Raw genomic sequence first — 14557 nt, forward strand, 5'->3', positions numbered from 1 at the left:
GGCCCGACCCTGAAAACTGCAGCCGCAAGACTCGACCGCTCCTTGCACGGGCAAGGCGCCCTCCATCGGGTCGCATTCTTTAGGGCCAACTACGGTCGGGACGAGGACACCCGCCCAGGCGGTAAAGCGGGCGTTCACGAGTGTGTCCGCTCGAAGCCGATCCGCAGCGAGATTCGTTACTCTAACGCTCAGCTTTCCCAGCGCCGTTTCTCCAGCTGAGCGCCTTCGAGAGCACTCATCATGACCCACCCGCGCCCCAAACCACTCCGGTGAGCGCTGCGGATCCGTCGTCCTGTGATGCGTTGCTTCGCAATGCGGTCTCTGCCTCATACCTCGACCCCGGGCCGCCACGCTGCGCGAGAGTCCTGCCCAGCGGTGACGCGAATACGAGCTGTTTAGGCCAAGGTCTCCTGCGGCCGCAGATGACGCACCTCTGCGAGAATTCTTTACGGACAGGTTAGACACGACACGTTGGCTCAGCCAGAAGGCTCATCCCTGTCCGCGTGGTGCCGTTCCCACAGGAAACGTCCCGCTAACGGGCGGCTAGATGTACCGCCACTTCCCCAACGAAGGTGACGGCGCGGTCAGGCGTCTTCGCGAGATCCCGGGCCGCGCTCAATTTCGCATCGTATCCCCGCACGGTTGTGCCCATAGGATGGCAAGCAGAAAATCCCAACAACACCCGAGAGGATGCCATGCGACTTATGCCGGATGTGCGCAGGCAACTGCTTGAGCAGAATGAGGGCTTCTCGACGACGACGAGCTATGAGGGCAAGAACTCCAGCGAGGACCGCAGATACACCATCACCGACGGAAAGCTGCACGTGCACGCGAGCGGCAACACCTCGTGGGCTGACAGCCGCTACAAAAGCGACTTTGTCGCCGATGATGATCAGACCCATCGGTACCTCTACAACAATCTCAGCCTGCTCAACCAGGACGACGTCATCCAAACAAAAGTCGTTAGGCCGAAGCGGCCGCCAGAATCTGTTGCAGCAATTGAGCAACCCGTCACGGTCGATCAGCTCGCCGATCCGACTGCCAACGCAAGCGACCGTAGGGTTGTCGTTGTCGTTGCGGTTGTAGTCGTCGGTGTCGTCGTCGTCGTCGGCACTCTCGCCTATGTCTTGGGCAAGCCCGCGTGGGACAATCGTATGAAGCCCGCCATCGAACGTCGGCGTGCCGAGCGCGCGCAGCGTAAGGCGACAGCTGCCTGCGAACGTATGCGAACCGAGACGCGCGACGACGCACCAGCAGAGGGCTGACCGCGAGCTGAGCCATAACCAAGTGCGAGGCCAATGTGCGGCCTCCTCCTGGTCGACCTAGCCCTTTATGAGGCATGCGGCATCGAATGGAACATCGGAATCAACATGGTGGAATATAACCCGCTGACGGCGCAGGTCCAATCCCTCAAGATAGTCCTAGGCGAGCTGCGCGCGACGACAGCCGATCTTCGCTTTCAGCTCGGCTGGTATGACGCCTTTGACCCCTCCGCGGCGGTCGGACTTGGCGAAGTTGAGGCGCGTGCGGTCGCGAGCATCAATAGTCAGCTCGCGGAACTCGAAACCGCTCTCGCGAATGCCACAGAATGCGCCGAGCGCGTTCGTCCGGCCACCCTCGCGGGATGGAATCCGCATTACTGGTTCTCCGAGACCCGTTCCATGGCCAAGAGGGAGCTGGCGCAGTACCTCGCCCAGATCGAGAAGTGCGGCGCGAACCTTCACCGGTACGGTGACGAGCGCGACCGCGCGCTGGCAGCCATTACCAGTGCGCAAGAATCGCTGACGCAATACTCGACGTTCGGCCGGGAGGCGGCTGCGGCCAGCTTGGTCGGCCTCGATGCTGAGATCGAGCACGCAAGTGCCGAGCTCGAAAAGTGGGAGACGCGAGAGAAGGCGCTCAGCATAAAGCTCGAGGTTCCCCTGCGTGAGTTCTTGGATCTACGAAGGCAGCTGGACGGGCTGAAGTCGGATCTCGACACGGCCAAGCGGTTGGAGCGCGGATTAGGCGACGCGGGCGATCGTTTCGCGCTGAAGCAGATCCACGAGGATTGCGAACGCAGGTTTGGCACGGGGTCTCCGAGGGAGGTCATCAAGCGAACCGGCAGAGCGATCAAAAGCTTCGAGCGGAACACCGACAAGCTGGAAAGCAGGCTTAGAGAAATCGCGCGAATTGGCTCGCTCGATGTCCATATGCTCGTCATCGATGGCAGCAACCTTTGCTACGAGGATGGCAAGTTGATCGGACTCTACGCACTGCGGGCGGTGTGCGATCACCTGCCTGACGACCTCGACCTCATCGTGGTATTCGATGCATCGATACGTAAGAAACTTGGCGTGAACGATGACACTCTCAGGTCGCAACTTCCAGGGGTGAAGGTGCATATCGTCGCATCAAAGGCGGGCGCGGACGCGACCATCCTCGCTGCAGCCCAAGATCCCACCTCGTTCGTTCTGAGCAACGACCGTTTTGCGGACTTCCCAGACAAGCCAGCCGTGCATGACGGGCGGCTCATCCAGCACGAGATCATCAATCGTCGCGTTCTCATTGAGGAATTGTCGATCGACGTCGAATACAGCAACCGAGGTTAACCACAAAGACTTCATTTGATCGTGGGGGCTCGCAGACCTGGCGACGGAATCTGTGTCCATCAAGGTTCCCCTCCGAAATCCCTCACCGTGGTGGCGCGAGCTTCTGCAGCACGGCGGCGGGCCCGGGCTTCACTGTGCGGTCGGGCTCGGCGTAGTGGGCCTTCGTCGTCGACGTGGACGTGTGCCCGAGCATGTCGGCGGCAGCCTGCATGCCGAGCTCGTTGGCGAGCAGCGTCGCCCCCGTGCGGCGAAAGGAGTGCGGAGTGATGCCCAGGCCCTCGAGGCCAGCATTGCGGAGTATCCCCCGGAACGTGCGCCTGACGTTGTATGGCGTGAGCGGGGTGCCAACGCGGGAGTAGAACAGCAAGTGCTCTGCGTCGTCCGGATCGAGTAGTGCCAGACGTTGGCGAATCACATCGGCCGCGAACTGCGGCACGCCAATGACTCGGTTCGACTCATGCGTCTTGGGATGCTCCTGGCGATGCACGCCGGCCTTGTTATGCACAACGAGCGTGCCGCTGATGTTGACCCGCGGCGGATCGGCGTCCATGTCGACGTCGCACTGCCGCAGCGCGAGTGCCTCGCCGATGCGAGTTGCGGTGCCGAGCATCACCTCGATGATGTCCCGCACCTGGCCGTCGGATCGTGGCCCCATCCTGCCGTCTTCCATGCGCCATTCGCGGGCTGCGAGGCGGATCGCAGCGATCTGCTCGGTCGTGAGTGCCTTCGGCGTGTGCGGGGGCTTCTTCATCCGCGAGGTCTCCTTCATAGGATTACGCGGAATGATCTCCCGTCGCACGGCAAAGGCCAGGATCATGCCGAGCAGCGTGCGAGAGTGCTTCGCTCTCGGGTACGACTGCGCGCGCTGCTGCCTCAGGAAGAGCTCGATCCGCCCAACGGTCACTTCACGAATCGTAAAGTTCTCGAAGAAGGGCAAGACAAGCACGCGCAGTTCGCGCTGGTAGGTGTCTTTCGTACCCTGAGTGCGGTCAACGTCGAGCATCACGTCCTCCATCCAGGCGGCAGCGAGCAGCAGGAATGGTGAGCTCGCCGTGAGCAAGTCGCCGCTACCGCCGGCCCGTAGGCGGGCCGCTAGGTCCGACTTGAGGGCTGCCTGCGCGTCGTTACGACTCGAGCCGGTCGCGGTCACCTTGCGCGTCTGACCGTCCCAGTCGCGGAAGCGAGTCACGGAGCGAAAAATCCCGAGACTGACCTGTTGAGTCGTAATGGCACCGAACGTGCTGATCGGGAGCCGAGGTCGTCCGGCCATCAGCGTCTGTCCCCGTGAGCGCTGCTGGATGGTTCGGGCTCGTGGAGGCCGTCCAGCCACCGCACCACGTCGGAAACGCGGTAGCGAATCTCTCGGCCGACTCGAATGCCGGACGGGCCACGGCCGCCGGCACGCAGGTCGTAGATCGCTTGCGCTTGCACGCCGAGATATTCGGCGAGGTCGCTTGTCGTTAAAACTGGCTCAAGGCCGAGCCCGAGCCCGAGGTGTCGTTCGCTGTCCATAACCCATAGGTAACCGAGGTCACTCCAGATGACTCGAACTGGGTCGTGCACCTTCTCTCTGAACACCCGGAGAAGGCGGAAATTTTTGAATAAACGGTTAATAAACGGATAGTGCGTCAAGTCTTGCCCTTTCGGTACAGACAAGAAGCCCTGATCAGATGAAATTTACAGTAGGGCGGCCGGGACTTGAACCCGGGACCGACGGATTATGAGTCCGCTGCTCTAACCAGCTGAGCTACCGCCCCAAAAAGCGCGACCAAAACGTCCCGCCAGAACTACGTGACTACTCCGGCAGATGCGCCGAGGCCCCGTTGGTGACCAAATCGCCCACCGGCTCCCCACGATACAGGCATTCGAATGTGCTCAACGTGCGCTTGATGTCGTGCGCGGCAATGAGCTTGAGCGACTCGCGCTTGAGCGCCTCCAGGAGCTCCGGCGTCGCCGTGAGCACGACAGTGAGTTTGTCGGCGAGATCTTGCGCATCGCTCGGCTTGAACAGGTACCCGTTCGCATGGTCATGCACGAGGTGCGGGAGCGCCATGGCGTCAGCGGCGACGATCGGCAATCCGGAGGCCATAGCCTCCATGGTGGCGATGCTCTGCAGCTCGGCGATCGACGGCATCGCGAAAACCGTCGCCCGCGAGTACGCCGCGCGCAGCTCCGCATCCGTCACGTACCCGGTAAACGTGACCCGTGAGCGGATGCCGAGGGTGTCAGCCAGGTGCTCCAGGTTGCGTCTCTGGTCTCCCCCGCCCACGATTTCGACCTGCACATCGAGGTCGGGATTCAACTTCGCCACCGCTTCGAGTAGCACGTCGATCTGCTTCTCGCCGGTGACCCGCCCCACAAACAGAATGCGGTTCTCCGTGCGTGGTTCAAAATTCGGCGAGTAGTTATCAGCGTCAATGCCGCAGGAAATGGCGTGGATACCGGTCAGCCCGGTGTATTTTTCCAGGAACTGGGCGGCCCGCCGGGTGGGCGTAGTCACCGCTGCGGCACGTCCGAACGTGCGCCGGGCCGCTCGCCAGGCTGCCTTGATCACGCGATCCTGAAAACCCAACGGAACCAGGGAAAATTTCACCATGTTCTCGGGCATGAAATGGTTCGTACCAACCAAACGAATGTCCCGCTTCGCCGCCTCGATCGACACGCCACGCCCGACGTTGATGTGCGACTGAAAATGCACGACGTCTGGGCGGTAGGAATCGAGAATGCGACGGCTCTGGCCGCGAACCAGCCACGGCAGCGCAAACCGCAGCCAGTCGTGCGGATACCAGCGCCAGCTGTGCAGGCGGTGCACCACCATGGGCTGGCCCTCGTGTATCTCGGTCCGGCTGCCGTGCTTGCGTGATGCAGCGGGCGCCATGATCTGAACCTCGTGGCCTCGTTCCACCAGGCCGGCGGCGAGCCGCTCGGCGAAACGCGCAGCCCCGTTCACGTCGGGAGCAAACGTGTCCGCAGCGATGAGCACCCGAATCGGCGGTTTTTTCGCCGAGGCATTCGGGCCACGCTGTGGCGTAACGCCCGGAGTCGGGCTGCTCTGCAAGTCGGTCACATCTGACAAGTGGAGTGGTCCCTACGTTGGTGGGCCGGGAACATCGTCCGGCAGAAAGTCTCGGGCGCGCTCGGTCGTTGACGCGGCGTACACGACCCTATTCTAAACCGAGCATCGCGAGACGCGCCCGCACCGTGGAACACCAAAATTCTTCACGTTTCAGCGATCCAACTGGGGATGATACCGTGCGAGCAAGAAGACACCCCAAATGGCGATGGCGCCCGCCACGACGAAGGCGACGGCCGCTGCCGGCGGTGCCTGGCTGGCCTCGCCGAGCACAATAATGCCGATTCCCACCGCAACCAGAGGATCAACGACGGTCAGCCCCGCAATGACGAGATCCGGTGGCCCGGAGGCATACGCGTTCTGCACGAAATAGGCTCCGAGCGCAGCGGCGAGCAGCAACCCAAGCACGCAGGTCAGGGTCAGCCACTCGAAATTTCCGTTCTGGGTGCGGTTGATGACGACTTTGGCGAGAGTCGCGACAAATCCGTACAGCACCCCGGCGCCGAGAATATAGAAGACTGCCTGCGAACGGTGACGGAGAAAGCCGAACGCCAGCGCGAAGAGCAAGAGGACGACCGTGAGCACGATAAGAATCGTGGTCAAATTGCGGTCGGTGACCGGTTTGTCGATGGCGGTGAACGCAGCTACGGTCACAAACAGCCCGACACCCCCCACGCACATCGAGATCGCGATGATACTTGCTCGGTTGAGGCTGACCCGGCTGACCCGGGCATTCAGAATTGCCGTGATCACAAGGGCAACCGCGCCGAGCGGCTGCACGACAATAATGGGCGCAAAGGCCAGACTCGTGAGCTGAAACACGATCGCCAGGCCGAGCATGAGCGATCCGAACACCCAGGAAGGTCGCGCGAGCAGTAAGGTCAGCTGCCGAACGTTGAGTCCACCGGTGACCGCTTCAGTGCGCGCTTCGACCTTGGTGACGCCGCGATGCTGAAACTGAGCACCCAGCGATAGGAAGACCGCGCCGACCAGGGCCAGCGGAATTCCGATGGCCTGCCTGGGATCAATGGCGATTTCACTCGCCAGATCGGTTAGGTCAGAGGTCACTTCATGACCCTACCCACAAGCTTGCCGATATTCTGGAGAAATGCCCGTACGCGCGATAGTAATTTCAGGTGACCCCGTTCTCCACTCCCCCGCAGCTCCCGTCGTCGATTTCGACGATAATCTGCGCGACCTGGTGCGAGACATGTTCGAGACGATGGATGCTGCGCCGGGGGTGGGATTGGCCGCCACGCAGGTGGGTGTCGGGCTGCGAATCTTCACCTACAGCTATCAGGACGACGACGAAGTGACCTGGCGAGGCGTCGCGATCAACCCGGAGCTCTGGATCACCCCGGTCTCCGCCGAACCGGTCGACGATGAGGATGCCGACGAGGACGAGGGCTGCCTGTCCTTTCCCGGTGAACGTTTTCCGCTCAAACGAGCCGAATCGGCCATTCTGCGAGCTGTCGACGCTGAGCAACAGCCCTTTGAAATTCGAGCGGATGGCTGGCTCGCCCGCATCTTCCAGCACGAGTTCGATCACCTCGACGGCACGCTTTACGTTGACCGGCTGGAGCACGTCTACGCCAAGATGGCCGCCAAGGTCGTACGCAAGAAGAGCTGGGGCGTTCCGGGCCTGAGCTGGATCCCCGGCGTCGACAACCTCGAAGGCTAGGTCAACGCGCGCAGCCCGGCCGCGACCAAGGCTGCCACGAGCACCACCACGATGAACGGCGTCTTGATCGCAAACAGGCCAGCCGCCACGATGACCGCTGGAATGCGAGCATCCAGCAACAGCGCCTGACCGTTGCCGAGCGTCTGCACCGCGATCAACGCGGCCAGCAAGGCCACGGTCAGCAGATCGGCGATGCGGGCCGGCGTTGGCTTGTGCAACAGAGCCGGAGGCACCAGGTATCCGGCGAGTTTGAGTGCCAGCACGGCGATCGAGGCGGCAATGATGATCTGCCAGAGCGTCATGAGTCCAGCCCCGATCCATCGCTCGGTCGGCGAGTGGATGCCCCGCCCGGCACGCCGGGTGTGCCCAGCCAGTTGAACAGGCCGACCACGACCGCGACGAGCGCTGCAACCAGCACGGGCAGGCCCGGCATGAGCACGGGGGTGAGCGTCGCGGCGACGACCGCAGCGGCGACGGCCACCGCGACCGCCTGCATCCGCTTCAATCGTGGCCAGAGCAGGCCGACGAAGGCCGCTGCGGCAGCCGCATCGAGGCCGTAAGCCCGAGTGTCTCCGAGGGCGTCACCGATCAGGGCGCCGAGCAGGGTCGTGATGTTCCAGCCGATGAAGACGGCGAGACCGGTGACCCAGAAGCCGACCCGCCGACTACGCGGGGTGGGCTGGGCCAGGGCGACCGCCGTCGATTCGTCGATGGTGATCCAGGCGGCGGCGAACCGTTTCCAGAGCCCGGTGCCGACAATGGGTGCGGTGCGCATGCCGTAGATGCCGTTTCGCACGCCGAGGAGGGCCGCGCTCGCGATCGCCGCCGGGCCGGCCGCGACACCGCCGGCGGCGAGCACACCGACCAGGGCGAACTGCGAACCGCCGGAGAACATCACGACGCTGATGAAGCAGGTCTGCCAGATGTCGAGTCCGGCGGCGACCGACAGCGCGCCGAAGGACACTCCGTAGGCGGCGGTCGCGAGCCCCACGGCGATGCCTTCGCGGGTCGCCAGTCGTTGCTGACGCTGTTCGTCCACCTTTTCGGCGAGAATTTCGCTCATGCCGCTGGTCTACCGGGACAGGTCGACGCCATGCACGCCGTTGTGAAAGCGCAGCGATGGGAACACGGCCGAGACGGAGAACCCCAGGCCGGGCACGGTTCCGGCATTGAACACGCCGCCGAACAGCTGGGCACGCTCGCGCATCTGCGTGATGCCGGGGCCGGCAATGCTCTCGCTGAGAGCCTTGAGGTCGTCTTCGATCGAATACGGGGTGCGCGCCGCCTGTTCACCGGCCTCCTTGCCGTCACGACGGGCGGCGGCCCGAATGCCGTCATCATCGACGAGCAGCTGCAGGCCGTCCTGCGTCCAGGTGAACGACACACGGGCCTCGGTGCCGAGGCCACCATGCTTGAGCGCGTTCGACAGGGCGCTCTGCAGAATGCGGAAAATGGCCAATTCGGCGCCCGCCTTGAGGGCGAAGCGCTCGCCGGATTCGCTGAAACTGACTACCAGTCCGGCGTCGCGCATGACCCGAAACAGGTCGCGGGTGGACTGCGGGCCGGGCTGCAGGGCGCCGACGGTTTCGCCTTCGCGCACGATCGTCAGCACCCGACGCATGTCCGCGAGGGCCACTCGGCCGTCGTCGACGAGCGCGGTGGCGGCACGTACGGCCGTGGAGGGATCACTTTCGGCGGTGTACCGTGCGCCTTCAGCCCGGGTGATCAGGCGGGCAATGGTGAGCACGGCGCCGTCCTGCAGCTCACGGATGATAGCCAGGCGCCCCTGTTGCTCGGCGAGAGACAGTTCCAGCTCGATGCGCACGCGCTCGGCGGCGTTGCGGTCAAAGATGATCCGGCGAGAGCGCAGCAGGCCGATCACCCAGAGCACCAACAACGCACCACACAGTGCGCCGAGCGCCGGTACCAGAAGTTGCGCGAACTCCACTGCTGACCGCCGTCTCTTGTGCCGAAGCCCTGGCGCACGTTGAAAATTGAGGAAGACCTTTTTTGTCGGCCGGAATAGACCGACAAAAAAGGCCACCCGGGGTGGAGCCCTGAGTGGCCTTTCGCTCCCCGACTTGGACTCGAACCAAGAACCTGCGCATTAACAGTGCGCTGCTCTGCCAATTGAGCTATCGAGGAATGCTTGAGCAGCGCTGCTACTTTACCAAGTTTTCTTGCGGGGCCCAAACCACAACGGGTTCTGTTCGCCTCCGCTGGCGCCATTCGAAGGGTTCAGAACCCGTTCAGCCCCGGAAAGTCGGGCCGACGCAACAGTTGCGCAGTCTCACGCACCAAAGTACGTTCGGGCGTGTCGGCGCGGGTCACGACTACTCCGACCCGAAATCAGGAGGGACTGGCCGGGATTGGTCTCAAAAACCGACTGCGGTATCCGTTTCATCGCCGCTATCGGCGGCATCGGGCGCGCTGGCCTCGTCGACGTCGGTGTGAACGTTCGGTTCGACTTCGGCTGGCTGCAGGGCGGCGGCAAGTCCCTTGACATACGGGTGCCACGGGTCCCGAAAAACCTCCTCGATGGTGCCGAGGCCAACCAAAACACCCTGATGCATGACACCGATACGGTTGGCGACCTGCCTCAGCACGGCTAGGTCGTGGCTGATCACGAGCGCCGAGAAAGATCGCTCCAGCTGCAGCTCGCTGATCAGGTCGATAATGGCGCCCCGAACCGTAACGTCAACGCCCGCTGTAGGCTCGTCAGCGATCAAGAGCGACGGTCCGAACACAAGGGCGCGCGCCAGCGCCACGCGCTGACGCTGGCCGCTGGAGAGCTCATAGGGGTACTGGCCGAGAACGACCAGTGGCAACCGCACCGCATCGATCATGGTGGCGACCCGTACCCCGAGGGCACGACGGTTGTAGCGTCGATCGCGTTCGAGCACCGGTTCGGCGACAATCTCGGCGACCGTCATGGTCGACGGCAGGGTATCGGCCGCGTCCTGGGCGAGCAGGCCGACGCCGAAGGTGAGCCGCGCCAGCTTGCGTTTGCTGATACGGCGGAGGCCGAAGCCGAGCACGGTCGCCTCGCCCCCGGTGATCTGGGGACGGATGCCGGTGCTCTCGCTGACAAACGCGTCACCGGAGAGCACCCGGGCCAGAGTGCTCTTGCCGGAACCACTCTCGCCGAGCAGCCCGACGACTTCGCCGGGCGCGATGCGCAGGGTGAAGCCGTGCACCGCGACAAACGCCGGGCTCGCCCCGTGCGGCGGGTATTCGATGGTCAGATCACTGGAATTGATCGGGGGAACGGATGCCGCGCCTTGCTTCATACGGTCTATCTTGCCGCACGCAGAAGGCGAAGCTCGTCCCGGCGCAGGGCCTGCGTGGCCGGGTCGGGCACCGGAAGCGAGGCGAGCAGCCGCTGCGTGTACGGATCTTTCGGAGCCCCGAGCACCTCGGCGCCGGTGCCTTCCTCGACCAATTTTCCCTTGTACAACACGGCAATGCGGTCAGCGAGAATGTCGACGACGGCAAGGTCGTGACTGATGAACAAGGCCGCGAACCCGAATTCCGCCTGGATCTCGGCGAAGAGTTCGAGCACCTTCGCCTGCACGGACACGTCGAGAGCGCTGGTCGGTTCATCGGCGATAAGCAGGCTCGGCTCGAGCGCGAGCCCACGAGCCAGGCTGGCCCGTTGCCGCTGGCCACCGCTGAGCTCGTGCGGGTACCGGTCGCCGAAAGCTTTGGGCAGCTGCACGGCTTCGAGCAGTTCGTCTACCCGCTTGCGGGCAGCCCGGGTGTTCGCTGCCCGCCCGTGCACGACGAGCGGCTCAGCGACGCATTCGGCAATGCTGAGTAACGGGTTGAAGCTCGAAGCCGGGTCCTGAAAGACAAATCCGATGTCGCTGCGCACCTTCTTGAAGGCGCGTTCCCTGAAACCATTCATCTCATGGCCCAGTACCGTCAGCGAGCCGCCGGTCACCTTGGTGAGACCGCCCATGGCCCGGCCGATGGTGGTCTTGCCGGATCCGCTCTCGCCGACCAGGCCGAGTACCTCGCCTGGGCGGATGCTGAAGCTCACCCCGTCGACGGCGGTGAAACCGGGTTTGCCGAGCCGGCCCGGATACTGGATCTTCAGATTGTTCGCCACGACGACCGGGGTCTGATTCACCCAATCGGACTCCCGAGCCTGCAACCGTGCGGTTGCCCGTACCGTGCCGTGGCCAACGCGGGGCACAGAGCCGAGCAGTCGCTTGGTGTACTCGTGTTTGGGGTTGGAGAACAGCTCCTGGGCTGGAGCTTCTTCGACGACTTTGCCCTCGTACATCACGACGACGCGGTCGGCGAGATCGGCGACGACACCCATATTGTGGGTGATCAACACGATGGCGGTGCCGAATTCGTCGCGGCAGCGGCGGAGAAGGTCGAGGATCTCGGCCTGCACGGTCACATCCAACGCCGTGGTCGGCTCGTCGGCGACAATGAGCCCGGGGTCGAGCACGAGGGCCATGGCGATGACGACCCGCTGCTTCTGGCCGCCGGAGAACTGGTGCGGGTAGTAGTCGACGCGGCTCTCCGGGTCGGGGATACCGACCCGGCCGAGAATCTCAATCGCCTTGGCGCGGGCTTCCTTGCGGCTGAATTCACCGTGGGCCCGGATGCCCTCGGCAATCTGCCAACCGACGGTGAACACGGGGTTCAGGGCCGTTGACGGCTCCTGGAAGACCATGGAAACATCCGTTCCCCGCAGTTGACGCAGTTTCTGCTTGCTGACGGAGAGCACGTCGTTGGAGTTGGAACCGTCCTTGCTGCTCAGGATGACGGCACCGTGGGCGGTAGCCGTCTCGGGCAGCAGGCCGAGGATGGTCTTCGCGGTGACGGTTTTGCCGCTGCCGCTCTCCCCCACGATGGCGAGCACTTCTCCGGGAGCGACGCGCAGGCTCACGCCGTCGACGGCCTTGACCGCGCCACCGTCGGTGGCGAAGGTCACATTGAGGTTGTCGATGCGTACGACGTCGGGAAGGGACTGCGCGCTCATTATTTGGCCTCGAATGGGTCGTCGTTCACGTGTTGGTCGTGCGCCGGCAGGCCGGCTTCGAGCCCGTCGATACCGCCAGGACCGGCAGCCAGAGTTCCACCGGGAATGACGCTGGTCGCTGCGACGTTGCCGGCCGTCTTTCCGGGGGCACGGCGACTGCGCAGGCGCGGGTCGGCGAGGTCGTTGAGGCTCTCGCCGACCAGGGTGATGCCGAGCACGACGAGAACAATGGCCAGTCCGGGGAACAGGCTGGTCCACCAGATGCCACTCGTGACGTCGGAGAGTGACTTGTTCAGGTCGTAGCCCCACTCGGCGGCGGAGGAGGGTTCGATGCCGAAGCCGATGAACCCGAGGCCGGCCAGGGTCAGCAGGGCTTCCGAAGCGTTGAGCGTGAAGATCAGCGGCAGGGTGCGGGTGGCGTTGCGCAGAACGTGACGGAACATGATGCGGCCGTTGCTCGCGCCAAGCACTCGGGCCGATTCCACGTAGGCCTCGGCCTTGATGCGCACAGTCTCCGCACGAATCACCCGGAAGTACTGCGGGATGAAGACCACGGTGATGGAGATCGCGGCAGCGAAGATTCCACCCCACAGGCCGGAGCGACCGCCGGAGATGACGATCCCCATGACAATGGCGAGCAGCAGCGCCGGGAAGGCGTAGACGGCGTCGCAGACGACGACGAGTACGCGGTCGAGCCAGCCGCCGAAGTAACCGGAGACGAGGCCCAGGGCCACACCGGCGAAGATCGACAGCACGACGGCAATGACCATGACGGTGATCGCGGTCTGCGAGCCCCAAATGACCCGCGACAGCACGTCGTAGCCGCCGACGGTGGTGCCAAGCAGGTGGTCGCCGCCGGGCTCCTGCTGGGCGCCGAAGGGGCCACTGTCATCGCGCAGCTGGCTGTAGCCATACGGTGCGAGCAGCGGTGCGAAGATCGCGGTGAGAATGAAGATGCCGGTGAGGACGAGGCCGACCACGAGCATTCCCCGTTGCAGGCCGACGCTCTGGCGGAGTTGATGCACGACGGGCAGCCGAGTCCACAGCGGAGCCTTGGGGGCGTGAGTGGTGTCAATAGTCATGGCTAGTACCGCACTCTCGGGTCAATGAGCGCGGCAATGATGTCCACGATGAAGTTGGACAGGGCCACGATCACAGCGAGGAGCGCCACAATGCCCTGCACCGCCACGAAGTCACGTGCCTTGATGAATTCAATGAGCATGAAGCCCAGCCCCTTCCACTCAAAGGTGGTCTCGGTCAGTACAGCGCCGCCGAGCAGCAGGGCCACCTGCAAGCCGATGACGGTGATGATCGGGATGAGCGCGGGGCGGTAAGCGTGCTTGCTGACCAGCCGAAACTCATTGACACCACGCGAGCGGGCAGCATCCACATAGTCGGTGCCCAGGGTACCGATGACGTTGGTGCGCACCAGGCGGAGAAAGACGCCCGCGGTGAGCAGTCCGAGTGCCACCGCGGGAAGCACAGCGTGCAGCAGCACATCGCCGAAGACGGCGGGATTGCCCGTTTTCAACGCGTCGATGAAGTAGATCCCGGTCTTGTCGGGCAGGAACCCCATCTCCAGTTCCGAGCTGACGGTGGCACGACCGGCGACCGGCAAGACCTTGAGCCAGACAGCGAAGACAAGTTTCAACAGGAGTCCGGCGAAAAACACCGGGGTGGCATAGAAGAGAATGGCGGCCACGCGCAGGAAGGCATCGGGCGCCTTGTCCCGCCAGTACGCTGCAACCATGCCGAGGGGAATACCGACGATGAACGCCACGATGAGCGCGTAGAACACGAGCTCGGCCGTCGCGGATCCGTAGGTGAGCAGTACCTCGGACACCGGACGGTTGGTGCTGATCGTCGTGCCGAAGTTGCCGGTGAAGACCTGACCGAGGTACTCGAAATATTGGATGAGGATGGGTCGGTCATAGCCGGCCTCCTTAATGAGGACGGCGAGCTGGTCGGGACCGAGCTTTCCGCCGAGCGCGGCGGTGATCGGGTCTCCCGTCGTGCGCATCAGCCAGAACACCATCGACACCAGAATAAAAATGGTGGGGAAGATGAGGAGGAATCGTACGAGGAGGTAACGGCCTATGCCACCGCCCGGGCTGGTGTTCTTCTTGGAACGCCCGGCCGCCGGCATGGGCGGCTTCATCGCCACAGTGGTCATTACTACCTCACAATTGCACAAGAATCGGGGGTATCCAGCG

At 63.6% G+C, this 14557-nt stretch carries 14 protein-coding genes and 2 tRNA genes; 3 read left to right on the forward strand and 13 right to left on the reverse strand.

Annotation, left to right across the window (positions count from 1 at the left end; translation table 11 throughout):
- Window positions 1-704: 704 nt before the first annotated feature.
- The gene (locus E3O45_RS10340) at window positions 705-1265 is read left to right on the forward strand and encodes a hypothetical protein (protein ID WP_134443330.1); all 561 of its coding nucleotides are present in this window, start codon (window positions 705-707) and stop codon (window positions 1263-1265) included.
- Window positions 1266-1298: 33 nt separating this feature from the next.
- Window positions 1299-2591, forward strand: a complete 1293-nt coding sequence (locus tag E3O45_RS10345; RefSeq protein ID WP_134443331.1) for a hypothetical protein — start codon at window positions 1299-1301, stop codon at window positions 2589-2591.
- Window positions 2592-2673: 82 nt separating this feature from the next.
- Here E3O45_RS10345 and E3O45_RS10350 read toward each other — a convergent pair whose 3' ends face one another.
- From E3O45_RS10350 to E3O45_RS10370, 5 genes are all read right to left on the reverse strand, one after another.
- Window positions 2674-3780 carry a site-specific integrase gene (locus E3O45_RS10350; RefSeq protein ID WP_166789463.1) on the reverse strand — a complete coding sequence of 369 codons (1107 nt, stop codon included), beginning with the start codon at window positions 3778-3780 and terminating at the stop codon, window positions 2674-2676.
- Window positions 3781-3860: 80 nt separating this feature from the next.
- Window positions 3861-4103, reverse strand: a complete 243-nt coding sequence (locus tag E3O45_RS10355) for a helix-turn-helix domain-containing protein (protein ID WP_134443333.1) — start codon at window positions 4101-4103, stop codon at window positions 3861-3863.
- Between the two features lie 171 nt (window positions 4104-4274).
- Window positions 4275-4348, reverse strand: a tRNA-Ile gene (locus tag E3O45_RS10360).
- A 38-nt stretch (window positions 4349-4386) separates the two neighbouring features.
- Complete coding sequence (locus E3O45_RS10365; protein WP_370450362.1) at window positions 4387-5658, reverse strand: glycosyltransferase; 1272 nt, start codon at window positions 5656-5658, stop codon at window positions 4387-4389.
- A 159-nt stretch (window positions 5659-5817) separates the two neighbouring features.
- Complete coding sequence (locus E3O45_RS10370; protein WP_134443334.1) at window positions 5818-6732, reverse strand: DMT family transporter; 915 nt, start codon at window positions 6730-6732, stop codon at window positions 5818-5820.
- Window positions 6733-6772: 40 nt separating this feature from the next.
- On the opposite strand from E3O45_RS10370, the gene def reads away from it, so the two are divergent.
- Window positions 6773-7345 carry a peptide deformylase gene (def, locus tag E3O45_RS10375; RefSeq protein ID WP_134443335.1) on the forward strand — a complete coding sequence of 191 codons (573 nt, stop codon included), beginning with the start codon at window positions 6773-6775 and terminating at the stop codon, window positions 7343-7345.
- Here the strand turns inward: def and E3O45_RS10380 are convergent.
- From E3O45_RS10380 to E3O45_RS10415, 8 genes are all read right to left on the reverse strand, one after another.
- Window positions 7342-7647, reverse strand: coding sequence for an AzlD domain-containing protein (locus tag E3O45_RS10380; protein WP_134443336.1), 306 nt, complete (start codon window positions 7645-7647; stop codon window positions 7342-7344). The genes def and E3O45_RS10380 overlap by 4 nt on opposite strands.
- The gene (locus tag E3O45_RS10385) at window positions 7644-8408 is read right to left on the reverse strand and encodes an AzlC family ABC transporter permease (RefSeq protein ID WP_134443337.1); all 765 of its coding nucleotides are present in this window, start codon (window positions 8406-8408) and stop codon (window positions 7644-7646) included. Before E3O45_RS10385 ends, E3O45_RS10380 begins: the two co-directional genes overlap by 4 nt.
- Window positions 8409-8417: 9 nt before the next feature.
- The gene (locus E3O45_RS10390; RefSeq protein WP_134443338.1) at window positions 8418-9293 is read right to left on the reverse strand and encodes a sensor histidine kinase; all 876 of its coding nucleotides are present in this window, start codon (window positions 9291-9293) and stop codon (window positions 8418-8420) included.
- Between the two features lie 124 nt (window positions 9294-9417).
- Window positions 9418-9490: transfer RNA gene (locus tag E3O45_RS10395), tRNA-Asn, on the reverse strand.
- A gap of 230 nt (window positions 9491-9720) precedes the next feature.
- A complete protein-coding gene (locus tag E3O45_RS10400; RefSeq protein ID WP_134443339.1) occupies window positions 9721-10635 on the reverse strand; it encodes an ATP-binding cassette domain-containing protein in 915 nt (304 codons plus the stop codon).
- A 5-nt stretch (window positions 10636-10640) separates the two neighbouring features.
- Complete coding sequence (locus E3O45_RS10405; protein ID WP_134443340.1) at window positions 10641-12344, reverse strand: ABC transporter ATP-binding protein; 1704 nt, start codon at window positions 12342-12344, stop codon at window positions 10641-10643.
- A complete protein-coding gene (locus E3O45_RS10410; RefSeq protein WP_134443341.1) occupies window positions 12344-13426 on the reverse strand; it encodes an ABC transporter permease in 1083 nt (360 codons plus the stop codon). The genes E3O45_RS10405 and E3O45_RS10410 overlap by 1 nt, the downstream gene beginning before the upstream one ends.
- A gap of 2 nt (window positions 13427-13428) precedes the next feature.
- Entirely contained in the window at window positions 13429-14502 is a 1074-nt protein-coding gene (locus E3O45_RS10415; protein ID WP_369828720.1) for an ABC transporter permease, read from the reverse strand.
- Window positions 14503-14557: the final 55 nt, after the last annotated feature.

The sequence above is a fragment of the Cryobacterium sp. TMS1-20-1 genome (assembly GCF_004402355.1).
In the GTDB taxonomy this organism is placed as follows: Bacteria; Actinomycetota; Actinomycetes; order Actinomycetales; family Microbacteriaceae; genus Cryobacterium; species Cryobacterium levicorallinum.

Bases quoted from the DNA above. Each gene is read 5' to 3' on its own strand.
- E3O45_RS10410 (WP_134443341.1), bottom strand. From the start codon at position 13,426: ATGACTATTGACACCACTCACGCCCCCAAGGCTCCGCTGTGGACTCGG.
- E3O45_RS10400 (WP_134443339.1), bottom strand. From the start codon at position 10,635: ATGAAGCAAGGCGCGGCATCCGTTCCCCCGATCAATTCCAGTGATCTG.
- E3O45_RS10355 (WP_134443333.1), bottom strand. From the start codon at position 4,103: ATGGACAGCGAACGACACCTCGGGCTCGGGCTCGGCCTTGAGCCAGTT.
- E3O45_RS10380 (WP_134443336.1), bottom strand. From the start codon at position 7,647: ATGACGCTCTGGCAGATCATCATTGCCGCCTCGATCGCCGTGCTGGCA.
- E3O45_RS10345 (WP_134443331.1), top strand. From the start codon at position 1,299: ATGTGCGGCCTCCTCCTGGTCGACCTAGCCCTTTATGAGGCATGCGGC.
- E3O45_RS10340 (WP_134443330.1), top strand. From the start codon at position 705: ATGCCGGATGTGCGCAGGCAACTGCTTGAGCAGAATGAGGGCTTCTCG.
- E3O45_RS10415 (WP_369828720.1), bottom strand. From the start codon at position 14,502: ATGAAGCCGCCCATGCCGGCGGCCGGGCGTTCCAAGAAGAACACCAGC.
- E3O45_RS10405 (WP_134443340.1), bottom strand. From the start codon at position 12,344: ATGAGCGCGCAGTCCCTTCCCGACGTCGTACGCATCGACAACCTCAAT.
- E3O45_RS10385 (WP_134443337.1), bottom strand. From the start codon at position 8,408: ATGAGCGAAATTCTCGCCGAAAAGGTGGACGAACAGCGTCAGCAACGA.
- def (WP_134443335.1), top strand. From the start codon at position 6,773: ATGCCCGTACGCGCGATAGTAATTTCAGGTGACCCCGTTCTCCACTCC.